Below are 18413 nucleotides of genomic sequence, written 5' to 3'. Positions count from 1 at the left end.
CGACCGACCATCGGGGGCATAGACATCGTCAATGCCAGCACTGAGACGATGGCAAAAAATTCATAGCGCGACCCCAATGCCCATGCGGCCACGGCAGCGGTGCCGTAACCGGCAACAAGCTTGGTCGCAAGCATTGAAGAGAGGGGGGGAAGGAGTTGACTGACCATCGCTGGGCCCATAATATTGCCAATAGAACGCACGCTGCTGAGCACGTTCAAGTCACTCCAATCAAAGCTCATCCACTCTTTACGTAGCACTTTAGGGGCGACGACCAGAATACCGCAGCCAAAAGCAACAATGGTGGCTATTGCGGCGCCGTTTATCCCAAGGTCGAGAGTAAAAATAAACACAGGATCAAGCGCTAAGTTTATTGCGCTGGTGACCATCATCATGGTGCCGGGTAGCAGAGTATTGCCGTTGGCGCGGCATATGCTGTAGAGAAAGTACAACACCGCGCCGACCCATGCGCTCGCCGCCCAAACGATCCAGTAGGTATCGATGATCGGTAAGACAGAGTCTGGTGCACTGAGTAGGCTCAGTATTGGCTTGCGCAGTAGATAAAGCACAACGGCGAAGGCCGCAACCCCTACGCTACCAATGGTAAGGACTAGCCCACCCAGTTGTTTGGCGTAGCGAGTGTCGTTGGCGCCCAGTGCTTTGGCGATGACTGCTGTCGTGGCGATACCTAAGCCAACTTGAATGCCAATAATGATCATTTGGATAGGCAAGGTAAATCCTTGCACCGCGAGTGGAAGCACACCGAGTTGTCCGATGAATGCACTGTCCACTAATTGAAAACTCATTAGCGAAAGGACGCCAAACAGCATAGGCCAAGTCATGGTGAACAGTTGCTGGCCTAATGAGGCTGTCTGTGAGCTTGTCTGTGCGTGAGTAGCGCTGTTGGATTTTCTCTTCATGGTCACTTCATTGCTGGTAAAACATGGCGACCGAGCTAGGCTCGATCTTGGGGATCGTTGTCATCAAGTTTGTCCGCGTATCCTTTGGGGGGGGGTGTCCAACCTCGTTCTCCGGGTTCATGTTGATCCTGTCTATCGGTGGACATCGACAATTTGATTTGCTGTTCTAACTCGATAAAGAGCTTGCGATAGTTGTTGTCAAAACGTTCGCCGTGGGAATCATCCTCCCAAGCGCGATAGAGCATATCCGATTTGCGCTCTTCCACTTCTTTGTAGGCGGTTTTATGTTGCTCGACATAAAACGGATGAAAGTCTAGGGCCCTCATGGCTTGCGCGCCCATCTCTAGGGCGGAGTGGTACGTCTCTAGCTCAATCACATCAGCCCCCGCTTGACGAAGACGATAGCCGTGTCCTCTATCGAACGCACGGGCAAGAATTTTGACATGAGGGTAGGTGTGTTTCACGTACTTAGTCAGCTCTACGCTGCTTTCGCGATTATCCATGGCGAGTATGATCATCGCCGCCTCTTCAATGCCTGCGGTATGGAGTAAATCAGGACGAGTCGCATCACCAAAGTAGGCTTTGGTCTCAATTTGCATCATCATATCCACCTGATCCGCTTGGTGATCCAGTACAACGGTGTGTACGCCGTTAGCGACCAGTAGGCGATTAACCACTTGGCCAAATCGACCAATCCCAGCGATGATAACTGAGCCTTTTTCATCAATCACATCGGCGTCCTGATCGTTGGCCTTCGTCTGAAAACGCGGCAAGATAAACTTATCGTAAAAGATGAATAAGCCAGGGGTGAGGAACATCGATAGCGCGACGACTAAAGAGAGCCTCTGAGCGATATCAAACGGCAATACGTGATTTTGCATACTGAAACTGAGCAGCACAAAACCAAATTCCCCGGCCTGCGCCAAGCTGAGCGTGAACAACCAACGGTTGTTGTTTTTAATTCGAAACGCCCAAGCAAGGAGATAGAGGATGCCACCTTTCAGTGCCATCACGCCCAGTGTTAGGCCTATAATCAGGAAGAAATCGTTAAAGAGAATCGAGAAGTCGATGCCAGCGCCGACCGTGATAAAAAAGAGCCCCAGTAACAAGCCCTTAAAGGGGTCGATGTTGGATTCGAGCTCATGACGAAACTCACTGTTTGCCAGAACAACCCCCGCCAAAAAGGTGCCCAGTGCGGGGGACAGGCCAACTAAGCTCATCAATGCGGCGATACCCACAACCAGCATCAGAGCAGTTGCGGTGAATATTTCTCTTAGGCCGGAGCTGGCTACAAAGCGAAGCAGTGGCCGACTCAGGTAGTGCCCGCCAATGACCAACCCTGCAATGGAGGCGACAATCACCATCGCATACGCCCAGCCTGGCAGATGCGCGACTAAGCTGAGCTCTTCATGGTGCTCGGCGGCATTAGCTGCCAGGTTTTGTGCTTGCTCGACCAACTCAGGTAACGCTAACAGTGGGATAAAGGCCAGCATAGGGATGACGGCGATATCTTGAAAGAGCAATACAGAGAAGGCGTTTTGGCCACCCTCTGTTTTGGATAGCCCTTTCTCGTTAAAGGTTTGCAGGACAATCGCTGTCGAAGAGAGGGCAAAAATCAGCCCTATCGCCAACGCTATCGTCCATGTGATCCCAAACCAAATCGCGATGTACATGGTGGCCAGTGTCGTGAGCGTGACTTGCAATCCGCCCAGCCCTAATAGACGATTTCGCATTGACCAGAGCATTTTAGGTTCAAGCTCTAAGCCGACTAAAAACAGCATCATCACCACACCAAACTCAGCGAAATGCTGGATTGTGGTGGTCTCTTCACCGACCAAACCGATAATGGGCCCGATCACCACTCCCGCAATCAAATAGCCCAGCACAGAACCGAGGCCAAATCGCTTGGCTAAGGGCACTGCAATCACAGCCGCGACTAAATAGATAAAGGCTTGGAGAAAATAGAGGGTCATGCATGGCCTCCTTGACTCAGATAGTCATTGAGTGTGGCGGCATCTGCGGCGCTATTGACCTCCACACGGTCTGCGACCAGATCATTCAGGAGTTGGGTCCACTGTGATAAGTGAGCCTCAATCCGACCATCTTCCTTAGCGGTTCGAGCGCCAAAAAGAGCAAACGGTGGTAGGTAGGTCATGCCAGTGAGTGTCGCCATTTGTTCAATGGGATGCAGTAGCGCACGAATGGGGAAGTGATTGTAACCATCGGTTTGGTAGGCATCTTGTTTACCTCCGGCCGATAAAGCGCAAAAAAACAGTTTACCGTGGAGCGCATCGGCATCTTGCCCGTAAGCAAAGCCGTACTCAAGTACCAAGTCTTGCCACTCTTTTAAAATAGCGGGCGTGGAATACCAATAAAGCGGAAACTGGAAAATCACCACGTCGTGTTCGCGCAAACGTTGCTGCTCTCTGTCTATGTTGATGTTGTAGGTCGGGTATTCCCAGTAGAGGTCGACCGCGGTGACACCTTGGCATTGCTTGGCTGCATCAAACAGTCGCTGATTGACTTCTGAACGCGCAGAAGAGGGGTGTGCGTAAAGCACCAACACTTTCTTTTCAGGCATACACAATCTCGTGTTTTTTCAGGTAAGTACCCATTTTTACAATGGTGAGCGCCCATTGTGGCACAGGACCGAAAGGATAACTATGAGTGACCTATAAGTCACAGATATTAGCTTAGTGTATTTGAAGAGAATGTGTTGAAAAGGGCGACACAACAATGTGTGTGTCGCCCGAACAGAGGATCAGTGCTGATGCTGAAGTGTCGTGACTGCGACTTCAAATGAACCCTGTTCACAATCAATAAAGAGACTATCGCCGTTGATCATCACCGACAAATCCATCGTGCGAGCGACCACATTGGCAAGCGCTTCGACGGTGTCAGCGTCTAAACGGTAAATCGACGCAGGGTATTGATGGGCCTTGTTTTTACTTTGCTCCCACCATACATCGGATTTGCTATTGAACGAGTAGACGATCACTTGCTGAGCGATTCGCGTCGACTTTTTGATTCGGTCAAGAGAGGGCTCACCCACATCGACCCAAAGCAGTGTTTGATCGTCGAGTGATTTGACCCAAAGGTCTGGTTCTTCGGTGGTAGAGAGACCTTTAGTAAAGGCTAAATCCGGTTGCCATTGTAGGCAGTACGCTAAGACGCGGGCCATCATACGAGCGGTCGTTTCTGACGGGTGCTGGGCAAGCGTCAGTTGAGTGGCATCGTACAAGTCACGATTGGTATCAGACAAGTTGATGCGAAGTTTATAAATAGTGGGTTTGAGTGCCATAATACTTCAATAAAAAAATAGCCAGCGAATGCTGGCTATCATAATTCTTTAGTACTTGAAAATTAAAGTACTTTGATGTTCTCAGCTTGTGGGCCTTTTTGACCTTGAGAAACAACGAACTCAACTTTTTGACCTTCAACTAGAGTACGGAAACCGTCGCCAGTGATTGCAGAGAAGTGAGCGAAAACGTCAGGACCGTTTTCTTGTTGGATGAAACCGAAACCTTTAGTTTCGTTGAACCATTTAACTGTACCAGTAACAGTGTTAGACATAATGTATATCCTTGATAAATCTTATAAAGCCATGACGGCACCTATAGCGTGGAAAAGGAGATTGCTATTGCGCACGACGTTAAGGCAGATATACAAGAAATCTAACGATAACGGCGAAAGTAAACAAGAACCGTTTTCTAGCTGCCTGACAGTCTAATGCTAAGTGCAACTAAGTCAATAAAAATCGGTGTAAATAATTTAGAAAAACAAATGTTTTCATTAGAATTTTGCGCTAGGTTTACTTTCGAAAATATTATCGCAGTTCGTATAACTGGTGTAACATTCGACTGCTTGGTTGAATGTGTGGCTAAGTGACTGGTGAAATCCTGATATTGAGTGTTTTATCAGTCGAATGAACCGTTTTATAAACCGAACAAATCAAAGAGAAAAAGTAAAAGTGATGGAAAAAAGTAAGGGCGATTTCACGCCTAGTGTGACGTTGGAGCATGATATGGGCAGAGGGGTGGTGAAAGATAACGCCTTAAAAGCACTTGTGACGAGTTCGATGTATCGAACACACGTAGAGAAAGCGAAGAAAGGAAAAGGCAGTTTCAGTCGTAAAATGAAACACAAAGGCAAAGAGCCCTACTCCATAGCTGCCTAAAGGTGGCTATCGAATAGGGCTCTTCATGTCAGAGGCCAAAGTGTTTGGCGTTAGCGTTCAATCTTTGGCGAATAGAGGGAGTACGCTGTAATCTGCCCTGCCACGATCGCTGAGAACATGAACAACGCAGAAAGCCCGATACTCGGAATGGGCAAAATCGATTGTTCAAAGACGGATTGGCCCGCACTGACTAATACGCGGCTACCCGGAACCAAAATGATGATGCCCTGAACAATGTAGATGCTGCCCGTCAATTCCATCTTTTTCGCCAACCACGTGCCATATAAAGTGATCAGCACTGTCGTGACCCAAGTTCCGACGACCCAGCCGCTCTCAAAGCCTAAATAAAATGGCCCCCACATGCCGAGCATCGCCACCGGCAGCCCCATCAAAATGTCCTTTGGTCTTGCGTTAAAGATAATGCCGAGTGAAATCGAAATCAGAAACAGGCCGCTGACGTGCAACCAAAGCGGAACTTGATTGATGTAAGTGCTAGCGGCAGCTTGCCCCCATATGGCTTCACCAATGTTGAGCCCCATAACGATACCGACAAACAGCTTAATCAACGAGAGCGCACTTTGTCCGAGTAAGCTCGTGCCAGACACCAAATCATTGAAGGCGAGACACTCAAGGGAGTTGGCAATCGACAACCCCGGAACGAATAGCACGATTGAGGCAATACAAAGCGCCCAGACCGGTATCTGCGCCGATGTGCTGGCAAAATAGGCCACCAGAATGCCGGTCAATAACGCCGAGACAAACTCCACCGCGATCGCACGGCGAGCTTTGCACACTTGCTGCGTCATCCACACCACAAAACCAAGTAGCACAGAGAGTAAAATCGCATCAATGGTACTGCCGACCAGCATCAGGTAAGCCGGTGGAATCCCCATGTTTGCCAAAGCAATCACCCATTTCGGATAACCCACAGGCTCTGGAACAGGTTCGGAGCTGGGTTGGTTAATACGAATGATGGTATTGGCCAGTAAACTAAGATTAATCGACGCGAGAGGATGGCGGCGCATCACGACGGCATTATTGTCATCCGGAAACTGATAGTTCACCGTGGTAGGTGTGGCTTGAACCATCACATCGACGCCGTGTTTACGGGCGTAAAACTTAGTGTATTTTTCGAGCTTATAAGGCGCACAGCCGCTGCGATGGAGCGTGTCTCCGATTTCGACGATTTTTTTGATTCGGTATTCTGAAGGCATGAGTGAATGACATCCGTTGGAATGCACAAAGTTGAGTGCGCGAAAGGTATCAGAGCGTGACTAGCGTGTAAATATCGAACAGCGCATTGTTATAGAGGTGAGGTAACCGATGTTTTAAAACTGATGACGCATGCGCTTAAGCCAATCTATGGATCAAAAATGAAAACTAGGGTTTTGCTGTATATAAATGGCGCTACTTTTGCCTGTGTTGAAGTGATTTAGATCATAAAACAGCCACTATTTTTAGATGTAAAGTTTGTTATCAACTTGTAACCTTTGTGCCAATTTGTGTGTGTGAAGGCTGCAAGTGCAGGTGGTGTAATTACTCCAGAAAATCTATCTGTAACAATTATTTAACCATTGTTAATTCTGGTCGGATGAGCCTGTTTTTGGTTAAAAAACGCGCTTGCATTTGGTCGAGAAAAGGCGAAAATAAACGCAAAATGAGTTTGCGAAAATGAAAGGAAGCTTTTTTCTAGGTTTAAAAAGCGAGGCACACAATGAAACTGTTTCTAATTCTTATGATGTCTGTATCTGCTGGCGTAGCGTCTGCTGATCACTTTCACTCTTTCTTGCTCGGTGTTTCGATTGCGACACTGGCAGTCGCAAGCTGCTACTGGTGCGCGTTTCAGCGTGTTCAATTCCCGCAATTGGCGTTGGCGATGTTGATACTCGGTTTGTTCGCGAAATTTTTTGTCGCCGCAGCGGGCGTGCTCTTCGGTGTATCACAAGGCCTAATCACTTCACCGCTGGTATTTGTGATGAGCTACCTCTACTTCTCTATCGTCGCGACGTACCTTTGGTATCGCTACCGCAACCGACGCATCAAAAATCCATTTTCGGTGAAACGAACGCTCTCCGGATCCGCAAATTGATAAGCGAAATCCACACTAAGCATCGATGCTGAGTGTTGTGACCTATTGCTAAAGCCAGCGACCAGTCGCTGGCTTTTTCGTCCTTACTCTTTTTACCTGTTGCCGTGTGATTTTTACGTCAAATCTCGCTCAATAGTAACCATTGATTACAACAGGGCTGCAAGCAGCATCAGGTTGTTTATACTCAGGTATGTGTGTTAACCCAACAGGACATTTACCGCGAAATATGAAAAAACACTCTTTGATAGCGTCGGTCTTCCTTTCTTCTTTGGCGACTGCTCACGTAGCAGTGGCTGCTCCAACGATTGTTCCTGATGCGCCGGTGTTGGGCGCCAATGGGTATATTTTGATGGACTACAACACAGGTCACGTGTTAGTCGAGAAAAACGCCGACACCAAACTTAACCCAGCCAGTCTGACTAAGTTGATGACGGCCTATGTCGCTGGGCAAGAAGTGAAAGCAGGCAACATCTCCTTAGACGATGATGTTCGAATTAGCCAACGCGCATGGGCGAAGAACTTCCCTGATTCATCGAAGATGTTCATTGAAGTCGGCACCGACGTGAAGTTGATGGATCTCTACCGCGGGTTGATTGTTCAATCAGGTAATGACGCCAGTGTCGCCATTGCTGAGCATGTGGCAGGCAGCGAGGACGCGTTCGTTAGCTTGATGAACTCTTGGGCGGACAAGTTGACACTCACCAACACGTCCTACACCAACCCCCATGGTCTAGATAGCGATGGTCTGTTCTCCACACCTCGGGATATCGCTAAGCTCAGCCAAGCGATTATTCGTGATCTACCGGACATTTATCCGCTCTACAGCGAAACCTCCTACACCTACAACGGCATTACTCAATACAACCGTAACGGTTTATTGCGTGACCGCAGCATGAATGTCGATGGTATGAAAACCGGTTATACCAGCGGCGCCGGCTACAGCTTAGCGACATCAGCAACCAGTGGCGACATGCGTTTGATATCGGTTGTGATGGGTTCAAGCAGCACCAAATCACGTGAGTCAGAAAGCAAGCAGTTACTGAGCTACGGTTTTCGCTTCTTCGATACCATCTCGCCAACCCGAGCCGGTCAATCGGTCGCCTCACCTAAAGTGTGGATGGGTAAAACCGATACCGTGGACGTGGGTGTGGAAAAAGATGTTTTCATCACTCTAGCGAAAGGAGACGTCACCAAGCTCACCGCCGAAGTTGAATTTAGTTCCGATCTTGTTGCGCCGATTGCACAAGGCGAAACCCTAGGACAAGTCATTTACAGCATCGATGGCGAAACCGTGGCGACGGCCCCACTGATTGCCCAGCAACCTGTCGAGGAAGGTGGCTTGTTTAAGAAGCTGGTGGATTGGTTTAAGCGCCTGCTAGCGAGCCTGTTCTAACTCTCCCCTCGATATATCGCGGGCACTTTGTGCCCGCAGATTTCTCGCCAAAGATTCAAATTGCGCTAACTTCTCTCTGACATCGTCTTGACGCGCTGCGCGGACAATACCGCCTTATTGACTCAACTTTATTATCGCGACCATTGAACAACGAGAGCAGCATGGAATTTACCGAACAAGACAGAGAGGCGATCTACACGACTTGGATGTCGCAAAAATCAAAGATGCGCCTAACGCAAATGGAGTTTGCGAAGAAACTGGGCATGAACCAACTGAGCTTCTCGCGCGTGCTGCGCGGTGAGGCGCCGATGACAATGCCTTTTGTCACCAAGTTCTGTCACTTACTTCACTTAGACCCCAAATTGGTGGTGCCCAGCTTAAAAGAACGCAGCGATCAGGGACCGAAAATTGTCTACTTGCAGAGCCGTATGAGCGTTGATGGCGAAATCCAAAACGCCTATATCGAAGGCAATCAAGTGATTGTCGAATACGCACATGTGGTGCGAGAAGGGTAGTCATGTTAGGGTATCGCGCGACCCATTTATCCAAACAGCGCACTCTGGTTACCCCACCATGCTTGAAAAAGAAAACCTCATCAAACTGGCTCGCACCCCTATGCCTTTTGGCAAATACGCGGGCCGCATGCTCATTGACCTACCTGAAGAATACTTGCTGTGGTTCGACCGCAAGGGTTTTCCAAATGGCGAGCTAGGTGATCTTCTAAAATTATGCTTAGCTTTGAAAATAGAAGGCTTGGATAATGTAGTAAAGCCCCTGAAGCGAGACTTTTAGCTTGACGTAGTATCAAGTTGAAGCTGTTAATGAAGAAGGCGGCCTGATGGCCGCCTTTGTATTGTTGGCTAAAGATTATGCTTTAAGATTATAGAACTTAAACGCTTAGAGCTTGCGATGTTATTTCTTATACATGGAAATGGTTGATTTAACTAAACCATCACTACTTAGTGTACGGCGATTAAGTGTGCCTTGATCCCAATCTTTGCCAGCAGGTGAATATTCCCAGCGATTGAATTTAACATCGTCGTCAGCACAATCGGCAGACATATCATCTTCGTCTTTATCGCACCAACGAATAGTGGTGTTTAGCTGTGCTAGTGTCGCTTTACTTTCGTTACTTGCGCCATTGGTAGTAAACCACCAGAAATCCATTTCGGCGAGTTCAGCATATGACTTTGTTTCTGAAATCTGAGCGGTCTCGCAGCCACTTTCAAACTCTGCGCCAGTTACAGTGACACCTTGTTCATCAAAAGTATAGGTTGAAGTCGCTACCACGTCACAGCCATTGCGAGTCGCGACCGCATGCCAGTTCCCTTTAAAGTCCACGTAGCGCTCCGCAGTTGGGCTATCGACTAGGTAAGCAAAGCTCAATGACTCTGACGTACGACCATTATACATACCACTAGTTACCGTGCGTTTCTTCACTTCAGTGTAAATGCCAGTTATTGAATCGTAGCTCGTTGATAGTTTGTCTTTTTGCATCGCTGAGCCATCTTGCTCATCGCTGTCATCGTATTCGGTGATACTAAATCCAGTTAATTTGGCTTCTGAGCAGTTTTGGTCTGCAAGACATTCATAGAGGACGCCAAATTCCTTCACATCCTCCCACGGTTCATCTTCATCTTCGCTAGACTCAGTATTTGGATTGAGCAGGTTGTATTGAAAATAAGTATTGTCTATGTCGAACTTGGGGCTAGGTGTAGTGATTTCGGCACCATCACAATAAGACTTACCATTGTCAGTATCATAACTGTAGTTTGCGTCGTTAGCTCCATCAATGCAGGTTAAGTATAGCTTGGCTGCATCACCACTTAGCTTGGTGTCGTTTGAGCCTTGTAATATGAGCAGTTCTGCTTCGTTTAAGCGCATGGTCATGATTGGCATGCCTTGGACTTGATCAAACAAATCTTTGTCTAGCAGTTTGTCGGCATGCACATAAAGGTGTTCATGTGTATCGCTTGGGTTTTTCGCCAACAGTGCCGAGTCAACAGTGCGAAGGTACTTGCCTGAGCCTCGTTGCCAATCGGTTAAGATCGCTTTGCTACCGCGCTCAAGGCCTTTTAAGGAGTCGTTTAGGTGCTCAAGTGCGTCTTCCTCACTGATCCAGTCACTATGATTCAGTTCCGATAGAACATCGGTTGCAGAGGTTAGATCGTGCAGCATCACATTGTTAAGAGCAGCAATCATGCTTGCGCTCGGCGACTTGACGGTATCTGGTAGCGTAATAGAGCCGTTGCTGGCATCGTCCATGGTTTGCAGAATACGTGCTAGATTGAGGGCTTTTTGGAAATTACCCGTAGCTTCAAAGGGAGAAGTAATCGAGCGCGCAGACGTGCTGCCAATTCTTAGGCCATTTTCACCACCTAAGAAAAATGCGATTGTATCCCCTTCTTCATAGTTGTAGTTACCTTCGGCATCGGTGTAACCAGACTTGCCACTAGGTTTAGCCACGTAATATAAGCCTTCCACTGCGGCATCGATGAATTGGCCTTGAGTTGTTGGTGATTCTGTTGGAGGTGGTGGTGCAGTCGATGAGTCACTTTTACAACCTGCAAGTGCGATTGCAGCAATAACTGACGTTGCAATAGCTGAGTGTTTTAAAAACATTTTTTTCCTTATTTATTAGATATGTATCCATATTTCTGTAGAGGTTAAACCTCTGTTGCATAATAGCCTGAAAGCATATCTCAGAGGGGGATTTATCACGGGGAATATGTAACAATTCGTGATATAACAATGATTTATATTTGGTTTGCATGCATTGACTCGGGCAATGGTGGGTAATCAAGGATTCTAGTTTCAACTTGCTCGAAGAAAGTGATTAACGCCAAAAATGTTTGATCGTTTGGCAGAGGTCTATATTTATGTGTAAACGTCGCTAACGACGGTAAAGTTACTCAGGGTCTTGGTTGTTTATCGAACAGTCTAGATTTTGACTCAAATACAAATCAAAAGTGACTCACTTCACAGTTTCCAGAAGGTGACTGTATTGTTTTTGGTCCGAAAGCAGGGTTTTCCGGAAGGGGAGTTAGGGGATTTACTAAAACTGTGTTTGGCCTTGAAAATTGAAGGCTTAGATAGCGTTGTTAAGCCTCTAAAACGAGGTTGAAGATCCCTTTCAAAAAGGTGGTTGAAAATAGTCATAAGCTGGCCTTAATGACCAGCTTCATAACACAAATTAATTAGTAGTTCGGAATGTTCATGGTATTAACATCACTTCCAATGTCGTGAGCAAACAATTGCTTCAAAACTTCTTTTGCTTGGTGTCCGAAAACATGAGAACCATATACTGGCCGTGGGTCTGAAGGGCGATCTTCACCGCCAAATCCAGCAAAGTGGTATCCGAAACCAAGGGCATGAACTAACTCATGTGCGACAAGCTCTGGTGAGTGAGTACATGTAGCTTCTTCACTAGCGATTCGTACCCACTGCCAACCAAGGTTAGCGATTGTGCTATCGGCGTCAATGATTGTAGTACCACTGGAACTCCATGGCCCCCTGCCAACTCCGCCACATAGCCCTGTATGACCTGCTGTTTCGTAGTTGGACTCAAAGATGAAGCCACCTTCGCTTGGAATACTTGAATAATCCACCTCATGACCCCACAACATATCTCCATCATTGGTCTGAATTTCAATGTTAACTTCTGGAATCTTATTATCTATTTCGGACAACTTGAATACTTGACGGCCTACCGCGTCTTCAATTAACTTGATCCCGTCGTAAATATTTTGGTGAGCTTCAAAGTTTGGCTCATTCGTTGAATTATTTACGTAGACTGGAATTAAGTTCTGATCGATGTCATGGCGACGAATCATACCGTCGACAGGTGGGGTGTTTAGATCCAGAGCGCAAGCAAATGCATCGCAATACCATTGGTTGTTCTTCGCTGCCAAATCTGACAATCCATCATGTGGTAGTAGAATTCCCTGATAGAGTTCTGAAAATTCATTTTCACCTAGGAGAGTAAATACCTTTGTAATACTCTCTGTTGTAGGTTTAGGGTTTCGGAAGTCACCACCGTCTCCACTATCACTATCACTGCCCCCACAACCTGCAAGCGCGATTGAAGCAATAACTGACGTTGCAATAACTGAGTGTTTTAAAAACATTTTGTTCCTTATTTATTAGGTATTTATCCATATTTTTGTAGAGGTTAAACCTCTGTTTCATAATACCCTGAAAGCATGTCTCAGGAGGTGAGTTTGTTACGGGGTTTTGTAAAAATTCATTACATAACAATGGTTTATACTTGGTTTGCATGTATTGGTTTGGGTAATGATGGGTGATCAAGGATTAGTTTCGACTTGCTCGAAGAAAGTGATTAACGCCAAAAATGTTTGACAGTTTGGTAGAGGTCTATTTTTATGTGTAAATGTAGCTAACGACGGAAAAGTTACTCAGGGTCTTGGTTGTTTATTGAATAGTCTAGATTTTGACTCTAATACAAAGCAAAGGTGAGTTACTTCACACTTTCCAGAAGGCAACTGTATTTGCTTTGGTTCGATAAAAAAGGCTGGCCGAACGGTGAGCTTGGTCAGTTATTGAAGCTGTGCCTCGCACTCAAAATTGAAGGGTTAGATAGCGTGGTAAAACCGCTAAAGCGCCTATGATTTGCCGCAGATACTCCCACTTTAACGACAAGAAACCGTATGAAACTTGATATCAACGCACTGAAACACCACCAACTAGTCGAAGATGGTCAATTGGAAGGGTGTTACATTCATCAACCTGCTAAGGGCAGTCAGCAAGACGACCAAGCCGTATTGGCCGAGCGCCAAGCACTAGAGAATATGGGATATAAGGTCGTCCAGGTACAAACTAAAGGCCGTACCACAACGTTTTCTGAAGCCATGCAAGAGCTAGCCAAGAAGACGGCCAATCAGTCTAAGTAGTTAGCGACAGTGCCTATCGTTGTCTGAATGGATATCACTATGCGCTGACCCCTTCGTGCTCGGTAGATTGGGAAGGTAAACCCATTAAATTGCCTTCTTTTCCACTAATTGGTCGAGAATTGAACTGGCTTTCTCTCTAAACAAATCTCTCAATAAACGAACCGTTGGCGTGATTGACTGTCTGCTAGGGCAGACCAACCAAAGTTCGGTCGGTGTGGGCTTATAATTGCGCATAATACTGACGACACGCCCATTCAGAAGGTCATCGGACATATCGAGACAAGACTTAATAGCGATCCCTTTCCCTGCAACACACCAGCGTCTCACTAGGTCCCCATCATTTGAAGCCCTGTTACCCTTCAGCTTTACCTTGTGAGTAATACCTTGATCGCTAAATTGCCACTCATTTTGCAAGACATCATGTAGCTGATAAAACAGTGCATTGTGTTGTAGCAGATCATTGGGGTGCGTTGGCGTTTGATGCTCAGATAAATAGCTCGGGCTTGCACACAATACCCTAGGTACATCGCAGATCTTAAATCCATACATATTGGCATCAGTTGGTGACCCATAGCGCAATGCCAGATCAACAGAGTCACGATAAAAATCAATAGTGCTATCACTGATGTTTGAGCGCAGTGATACATTTGGGTATTGGCACAAAAACTCATCTAACCAATACGTGACAAGGTTTCGGCCTAAATCAGAGGATAGGGCGATACGAATCTCACCATGGATAGTGCCTAATTCCTCGTGTAGGCTCATTTTGGCCTGTTCAAGTTGCTTTAGTGCTTCCTCACACTTAGGTAAGTAGCGCTCTCCAGCAGGCGATAGTCTCAAGTGGCGTGTAGTGCGCACAAAAAGCTCGACACCCAAAGAGGCTTCTACGCGCTTTACTGCAGCACTAGCTGTCGCGGTGCGCATATCTAAATTGGTTGCCGCTGCGGTGATACTACGAAACTCCGCCACTTTCAAAATCACCTGTAAATCTTCCAAGAGCATAACGAGACCTTTCCAGTCCAGAGAGGACAACATTGAGGTATGAGTTAAACCATATATAGCAATGGAGCGTTTTGAGCAATCTATTTTCAAATTATTTTTGAAAATAATTCAATTTATCACCTGTTTTTAATGGTAAATGATTATTCTACTATACAAACGAACCGAAACACGCCGCCAAGTGTAGTGGTCACGCTACTATCAAATGATTTTTGATACTGCTTAAAAAATGAAAGGATAAACCTGAAAGTTACTGTATCTATACTAAATGGTATAGCAAGCTCTTTTGCTTTGAAAGGAGTTTAACTTTTTGTTTTGTATGATTTTTAATGCGTTGATATATAAAGGAAGCAAACATGACTAAATTAACTATTGTTGCAAATATTGTGGCGAATGAAGATAAAGTTGAGCTGGTAAAAACAGAGCTACTCAAGTTGATTGACATTACTCGCTCGGAGGAAGGGTGCGTTAATTATGACTTACATCAAGACAACGAAAATCCAGCTCATTTCTTGTTTTTCGAAAACTGGGCATCCCGTGAACTGTGGCAAGCACACATGGGGAACAAACACCTAGCCGATTACCTGGCGGCAACAGAAGGAGCCGTAGCGAGCTTTACCATTAACGAAATGACTCAAATCGCGTAATTCTGTATTGGGAGCACGTTGGTTATTTGTCGTAGCCCGTTCTCCAGAGTATCCCATTAAGGTATATCGAATGAAAAACATCAAACCACTTCTAGCAATTACGATTGCGGCTATCTTAAACACTGCGCAAGCCGCGGATATTGAAGTTGTCGCCCAGCTCAACGGAACACGTCCAGGAAACATCACGGTTACTGAACAAGGCCGCACATTCCTATCTATGCAACCTCTAGATGGACCTCAATACCGTGTTGTTGAGCTGATGAAAGATGGTTCAACAAAACCTTTTCCTAGTGAGGATTGGGCAAATGGTCCCGAGATTGGCGAGGTCGGTTTGTCTTCGGTGATTGGTATTGATAGTACAGACGACGGTGTCGTTTGGATTCTCGATATGGGCAGTGCTGAAGCGCCAGCGCAGATTGTTGCTTGGGATACGGAAAAAAACACCTTGTTTAAGCGTTTAGAGATAAGCAAAGATGTGACAGTTGGCAACTCTTTCCTGCAAGACTTTGCTTTAGATACAAAACGCAACCAGATGTATATTGCGGATACTAGCCTTGGAAATCTATTTGGTGAGCCGGCACCAGCTTTTATTGTGGTGGATCTAGAAACTGGTAAGTCTAGACGCGTGCTTGAATCATATAAGGCTTTACTATCACCAGAGTATGATGTGGTAATTGATGGCTCATTGATGGGGACGAAGCGCGAAGATGGTTCATCGGATGCACTCTACCTTGGACTAAATCCTATCACAATTGATGCGGCGAACGAATGGGTCTACTTCGGCACGGTTAATGGTAGCGCTATCTACCGGTTACCAGCGGGCGCTCTTGCAAACGAAAATCTGACTGACATAGAGCTAGCTCACTCCATTGAGTTCTATAACGAAAAACGGCCGAGTGACGGTATGATCATTTCGGAAAATGGAGATATTTATGTGGGCGATGTTGAGAAAAACGCGGTGAGTATTGTAACCAGTGAGAATTTCAAGACATTTGCACAAGACGATGAATTGCTCTCATGGGCGGATGGCTTCTCCATTCACGGGGGCTACCTCTACATTACGCAAAACTCCCTGCACCTAAATCCTGCTCTGAATGAAGGAGAGGAAGGGGCAAGCAAACCGTTCCACGTTTTACGCATCAAACTATACTAGTGAGTTGTCACTACTCCCTCCACTATTAAGCGTATGCTCTTCGCCATAACATACGCTTTTTGTTTTGGTTGCCACTCTCGTCCATTAAAATTTATTTGGTTATGCAATGACCTTTTTGTACTAAGCAGTAGAGCCCTTTGATTTTCAAAAATTAATTGAATGTGACTAAAAGATTGGGCGCTTTATCGCGAATATCAGAACGCTATCATTAAGCTGTCCAATTAAAGGAGAATGAACAATGTCAGTCCCAAATACAATGAAAGCCATTGGCTTTACCCGATCATTAGCAATTACCGAGAAGGAAAGCTTGGTTGAGTTTGATACAAGTATTCCTGAACTAAGAGAGGACGATCTTCTCGTCAAAGTGAGTGCTACTTCCATTAACCCTGCAGATGCGAAAATTCGTATCCGTAATGCAAAAGACAAAACTCTAGCGCAACCCAAAGTACTCGGTTACGACGCAGTTGGTGAAGTGATTGCTAAGGGTGGCAATGTTTCAGGCTTCAACATAGGTGATCGTGTGTATTATGCAGGTGATGTAACTCGTATGGGCGCTAATGCTGAATACCAAGTAGTCGACTACCGAATTACCGCTCACGCACCACATAGTCTTTCTGATGAGTCTGCGGCAGTGATGCCATTGGCGACATTGACCGGCTGGGAAGCTTTGTTTGATCGTCTGCGTATTCGTCCAGAAGAAAAGAAATCGATCTTGATTATTGGTGGTGCGGGGGGCGTTGGCTCAATAACTATTCAATTGGCGAAACAGCTCACTAATCTGACTGTGATTGCTACGGCTTCAAGGCTTGAGACAGAACAATGGGTAAAGGGCATGGGCGCTGACCACGTTGTCAATCACCGTAATCTAGTAGAATCTGTACGTGAAAAGGGCATCGAACATGTTGACTACATCTTCAATGTGGCTGATACCAAAGGTCATTGGGATGCGATGGTCGAGCTAATTGCTCCACAAGGCATGATCAGTTCAATTGTAGAGTTCGATGGTGGTGTCGATCTCTCTGCACTACAAGGTAAATCAGCAGGCTTTGTCTGGGAGTTAATGTTTACCCGCTCATTGTTTAACACTGACGATCTTCAGAAGCAGCAAGAGATTCTCTTCCAAGTTGCGAACTTGATCGATGCAGGGCGTATTAAGTCGACACTTACCACAACATTGAAGGGCTTCAGTGTCGAGACGTTCAAAGAGGCACATCAACGCATAGAAAGTGGTGCTTCAATTGGCAAAACTGCAATTAAATATTAAATCAGCGCTAGATACACTGAGTGTGTATGACTGATTGTTGACAAGACTGATTAAGCGGAAAAATCATTATGAAAAGTGAAATTATCAAGGATTTAGAGCAACGGTACACAGCAAAACGTTACGACAAACATAAACGCATTCCCCAAGAACAACTGAATATTATTTATGAAGCGATTCGTTTGTCTGCGTCATCAATAAACTCGCAACCTTGGAAATTTATTGTTATTGAAAGTGATGAGGCAAAAGAGCGCATGCATCGCACGTTTAGAAATAAGCATCACTTCAATCAGCCCCATATTAAGGCAGCCTCTCATATTATTCTGTTTGCGCATAACCCTAGCTATACCCGTGAAGATTACGCGAAGGTTGTTGATAAAGGGATTGCTGATGGGCGAGTCTTGCCGGAGAATCGAGAGCAAGCGTTTGGTAGTTTCGCATTTGCCGAGCTAAATACCCATGATTCCGGCGATACCTCTGCTTGGACCAAAGCACAAACCTATTTGGCATTGGGTAATACATTACATGTGTTGGCTCGATTAGGAATCGACTCTACTACAATGGAAGGCGTAGACTCTGCATTAATCAGCGAAGAGTTTTGCCGAGAACTGGGTGGGTATCAATGTGATGTCGCACTGGCCATGGGTTACCACCATCAAGAAGAAGACTATAATGCAAGTTTACCTAAATCGAGGCTGGCTCTTGATTCAGTGTTAACGGTGCTATAGGCCACACAAGCATGAGTGAGATTTCATCACCTCTCATGCTTTCCCGCTGCGTCTCCTTGCTATACCATTGTTTTGGGCAGATTGATTAATGGATCGTTGAATTACAAAATTATCCACATCCTTCTGTCCCATCACAATT

The 18413-nt window shown here is 46.0% G+C and carries 19 protein-coding genes and 2 pseudogenes; 12 read left to right on the top strand and 9 right to left on the bottom strand.

Going from position 1 to position 18413, the window contains the following annotated elements; genetic code table 11:
- The 5 genes from AC6R1O_RS15805 to AC6R1O_RS15785 all read right to left on the bottom strand — a co-directional run.
- Positions 1 to 917 (bottom strand): MATE family efflux transporter (locus tag AC6R1O_RS15805; RefSeq protein ID WP_500657357.1); only part of this gene is annotated, 917 nt, incomplete at its 3' end.
- A 35-nt stretch (positions 918 to 952) separates the two neighbouring features.
- Positions 953 to 2890: a monovalent cation:proton antiporter-2 (CPA2) family protein gene (locus AC6R1O_RS15800; protein ID WP_500657356.1), complete on the bottom strand. Its 1938-nt coding sequence runs from the start codon at positions 2888 to 2890 to the stop codon at positions 953 to 955.
- On the bottom strand, positions 2887 to 3498 hold the full coding sequence (locus tag AC6R1O_RS15795; protein WP_500657355.1) for an NAD(P)H-dependent oxidoreductase: 612 nt from the start codon (positions 3496 to 3498) through the stop codon (positions 2887 to 2889). The genes AC6R1O_RS15800 and AC6R1O_RS15795 overlap by 4 nt, the downstream gene beginning before the upstream one ends.
- A 180-nt stretch (positions 3499 to 3678) precedes the next feature.
- Positions 3679 to 4218, bottom strand: a complete 540-nt coding sequence (locus AC6R1O_RS15790) for a YaeQ family protein (RefSeq protein WP_500657354.1) — start codon at positions 4216 to 4218, stop codon at positions 3679 to 3681.
- Positions 4219 to 4280: 62 nt separating this feature from the next.
- A complete protein-coding gene (locus AC6R1O_RS15785; protein WP_038204438.1) occupies positions 4281 to 4490 on the bottom strand; it encodes a cold-shock protein in 210 nt (69 codons plus the stop codon).
- Positions 4491 to 4890: 400 nt separating this feature from the next.
- Between AC6R1O_RS15785 and AC6R1O_RS15780 the strand changes: the two genes are divergently transcribed.
- The gene (locus AC6R1O_RS15780) at positions 4891 to 5094 is read left to right on the top strand and encodes an alternative ribosome-rescue factor A (RefSeq protein ID WP_500657353.1); all 204 of its coding nucleotides are present in this window, start codon (positions 4891 to 4893) and stop codon (positions 5092 to 5094) included.
- A 50-nt stretch (positions 5095 to 5144) separates the two neighbouring features.
- On the opposite strand, the gene AC6R1O_RS15775 is transcribed toward AC6R1O_RS15780, so the two are convergent.
- Positions 5145 to 6308, bottom strand: a complete 1164-nt coding sequence (locus tag AC6R1O_RS15775; RefSeq protein ID WP_500657352.1) for a threonine/serine exporter family protein — start codon at positions 6306 to 6308, stop codon at positions 5145 to 5147.
- A gap of 500 nt (positions 6309 to 6808) precedes the next feature.
- Between AC6R1O_RS15775 and AC6R1O_RS15770 the strand changes: the two genes are divergently transcribed.
- From AC6R1O_RS15770 to AC6R1O_RS15755, 4 genes are all read left to right on the top strand, one after another.
- Positions 6809 to 7183: an NADH:ubiquinone oxidoreductase gene (locus AC6R1O_RS15770; protein ID WP_334553352.1), complete on the top strand. Its 375-nt coding sequence runs from the start codon at positions 6809 to 6811 to the stop codon at positions 7181 to 7183.
- Between the two features lie 226 nt (positions 7184 to 7409).
- On the top strand, positions 7410 to 8576 hold the full coding sequence (locus tag AC6R1O_RS15765) for a serine hydrolase (RefSeq protein WP_500637193.1): 1167 nt from the start codon (positions 7410 to 7412) through the stop codon (positions 8574 to 8576).
- 161 nt (positions 8577 to 8737) lie between these two features.
- Positions 8738 to 9091 (top strand): helix-turn-helix domain-containing protein, encoded by a 354-nt coding sequence (locus AC6R1O_RS15760; protein WP_334553355.1) that lies wholly within the window; start codon positions 8738 to 8740, stop codon positions 9089 to 9091.
- 58 nt (positions 9092 to 9149) lie between these two features.
- On the top strand, positions 9150 to 9368 hold the full coding sequence (locus AC6R1O_RS15755) for a DUF3820 family protein (RefSeq protein ID WP_500630856.1): 219 nt from the start codon (positions 9150 to 9152) through the stop codon (positions 9366 to 9368).
- Between the two features lie 120 nt (positions 9369 to 9488).
- Here the strand turns inward: AC6R1O_RS15755 and AC6R1O_RS15750 are convergent, their stop codons facing one another.
- Positions 9489 to 11198 (bottom strand): hypothetical protein, encoded by a 1710-nt coding sequence (locus AC6R1O_RS15750; protein ID WP_500657351.1) that lies wholly within the window; start codon positions 11196 to 11198, stop codon positions 9489 to 9491.
- A 397-nt stretch (positions 11199 to 11595) separates the two neighbouring features.
- Between AC6R1O_RS15750 and AC6R1O_RS15745 the strand changes: the two are divergent.
- Positions 11596 to 11700 (top strand): annotated as a pseudogene (locus tag AC6R1O_RS15745) (putative quorum-sensing-regulated virulence factor); the annotation flags it as partial.
- Between the two features lie 73 nt (positions 11701 to 11773).
- Here the strand turns inward: AC6R1O_RS15745 and AC6R1O_RS15740 are convergent.
- The gene (locus tag AC6R1O_RS15740; protein WP_500657350.1) at positions 11774 to 12703 is read right to left on the bottom strand and encodes a hypothetical protein; all 930 of its coding nucleotides are present in this window, start codon (positions 12701 to 12703) and stop codon (positions 11774 to 11776) included.
- 378 nt (positions 12704 to 13081) lie between these two features.
- Here AC6R1O_RS15740 and AC6R1O_RS15735 point away from each other — a divergent pair.
- Both AC6R1O_RS15735 and AC6R1O_RS15730 read left to right on the top strand, forming a co-directional pair.
- Positions 13082 to 13204 (top strand): annotated as a pseudogene (locus AC6R1O_RS15735) (putative quorum-sensing-regulated virulence factor); the annotation flags it as partial.
- Positions 13205 to 13243: 39 nt separating this feature from the next.
- Positions 13244 to 13486 carry a hypothetical protein gene (locus tag AC6R1O_RS15730; protein ID WP_500629631.1) on the top strand — a complete coding sequence of 81 codons (243 nt, stop codon included), beginning with the start codon at positions 13244 to 13246 and terminating at the stop codon, positions 13484 to 13486.
- Between the two features lie 84 nt (positions 13487 to 13570).
- Here AC6R1O_RS15730 and AC6R1O_RS15725 read toward each other — a convergent pair whose 3' ends face one another.
- A complete protein-coding gene (locus AC6R1O_RS15725; protein WP_500629632.1) occupies positions 13571 to 14488 on the bottom strand; it encodes a LysR family transcriptional regulator in 918 nt (305 codons plus the stop codon).
- Positions 14489 to 14841: 353 nt separating this feature from the next.
- On the opposite strand from AC6R1O_RS15725, the gene AC6R1O_RS15720 reads away from it, so the two are divergent.
- The 4 genes from AC6R1O_RS15720 to AC6R1O_RS15705 all read left to right on the top strand — a co-directional run bounded on the left by AC6R1O_RS15720 (position 14842) and on the right by AC6R1O_RS15705 (position 18274).
- The gene (locus AC6R1O_RS15720) at positions 14842 to 15132 is read left to right on the top strand and encodes a putative quinol monooxygenase (RefSeq protein WP_500629633.1); all 291 of its coding nucleotides are present in this window, start codon (positions 14842 to 14844) and stop codon (positions 15130 to 15132) included.
- Between the two features lie 70 nt (positions 15133 to 15202).
- Positions 15203 to 16285 (top strand): L-dopachrome tautomerase-related protein, encoded by a 1083-nt coding sequence (locus AC6R1O_RS15715; protein ID WP_500629634.1) that lies wholly within the window; start codon positions 15203 to 15205, stop codon positions 16283 to 16285.
- Between the two features lie 238 nt (positions 16286 to 16523).
- On the top strand, positions 16524 to 17549 hold the full coding sequence (locus tag AC6R1O_RS15710) for a zinc-binding alcohol dehydrogenase family protein (RefSeq protein WP_500629635.1): 1026 nt from the start codon (positions 16524 to 16526) through the stop codon (positions 17547 to 17549).
- Between the two features lie 68 nt (positions 17550 to 17617).
- Entirely contained in the window at positions 17618 to 18274 is a 657-nt protein-coding gene (locus AC6R1O_RS15705) for a nitroreductase family protein (RefSeq protein WP_500637191.1), read from the top strand.
- Positions 18275 to 18413: the final 139 nt, after the last annotated feature.

The sequence above is a fragment of the Vibrio sp. R11-SG3-ISO3-SZ genome, from assembly GCF_059834345.1.
The sequence above is the reverse complement of the archived record's forward strand: the minus strand, read 5'-3'. Positions and strand labels throughout refer to the sequence as shown.

Coding starts and splice junctions, on each gene's coding strand:
- AC6R1O_RS15755 (WP_500630856.1), top strand. CDS start 9,150: ATGCTTGAAAAAGAAAACCTCATCAAACTGGCTCGCACCCCTATGCCT.
- AC6R1O_RS15710 (WP_500629635.1), top strand. CDS start 16,524: ATGTCAGTCCCAAATACAATGAAAGCCATTGGCTTTACCCGATCATTA.
- AC6R1O_RS15785 (WP_038204438.1), bottom strand. CDS start 4,490: ATGTCTAACACTGTTACTGGTACAGTTAAATGGTTCAACGAAACTAAA.
- AC6R1O_RS15795 (WP_500657355.1), bottom strand. CDS start 3,498: ATGCCTGAAAAGAAAGTGTTGGTGCTTTACGCACACCCCTCTTCTGCG.
- AC6R1O_RS15765 (WP_500637193.1), top strand. CDS start 7,410: ATGAAAAAACACTCTTTGATAGCGTCGGTCTTCCTTTCTTCTTTGGCG.
- AC6R1O_RS15725 (WP_500629632.1), bottom strand. CDS start 14,488: ATGCTCTTGGAAGATTTACAGGTGATTTTGAAAGTGGCGGAGTTTCGT.
- AC6R1O_RS15750 (WP_500657351.1), bottom strand. CDS start 11,198: ATGTTTTTAAAACACTCAGCTATTGCAACGTCAGTTATTGCTGCAATC.
- AC6R1O_RS15720 (WP_500629633.1), top strand. CDS start 14,842: ATGACTAAATTAACTATTGTTGCAAATATTGTGGCGAATGAAGATAAA.
- AC6R1O_RS15770 (WP_334553352.1), top strand. CDS start 6,809: ATGAAACTGTTTCTAATTCTTATGATGTCTGTATCTGCTGGCGTAGCG.
- AC6R1O_RS15705 (WP_500637191.1), top strand. CDS start 17,618: ATGAAAAGTGAAATTATCAAGGATTTAGAGCAACGGTACACAGCAAAA.
- AC6R1O_RS15780 (WP_500657353.1), top strand. CDS start 4,891: ATGGAAAAAAGTAAGGGCGATTTCACGCCTAGTGTGACGTTGGAGCAT.
- AC6R1O_RS15760 (WP_334553355.1), top strand. CDS start 8,738: ATGGAATTTACCGAACAAGACAGAGAGGCGATCTACACGACTTGGATG.
- AC6R1O_RS15800 (WP_500657356.1), bottom strand. CDS start 2,890: ATGACCCTCTATTTTCTCCAAGCCTTTATCTATTTAGTCGCGGCTGTG.
- AC6R1O_RS15730 (WP_500629631.1), top strand. CDS start 13,244: ATGAAACTTGATATCAACGCACTGAAACACCACCAACTAGTCGAAGAT.
- AC6R1O_RS15740 (WP_500657350.1), bottom strand. CDS start 12,703: ATGTTTTTAAAACACTCAGTTATTGCAACGTCAGTTATTGCTTCAATC.
- AC6R1O_RS15790 (WP_500657354.1), bottom strand. CDS start 4,218: ATGGCACTCAAACCCACTATTTATAAACTTCGCATCAACTTGTCTGAT.
- AC6R1O_RS15775 (WP_500657352.1), bottom strand. CDS start 6,308: ATGCCTTCAGAATACCGAATCAAAAAAATCGTCGAAATCGGAGACACG.
- AC6R1O_RS15715 (WP_500629634.1), top strand. CDS start 15,203: ATGAAAAACATCAAACCACTTCTAGCAATTACGATTGCGGCTATCTTA.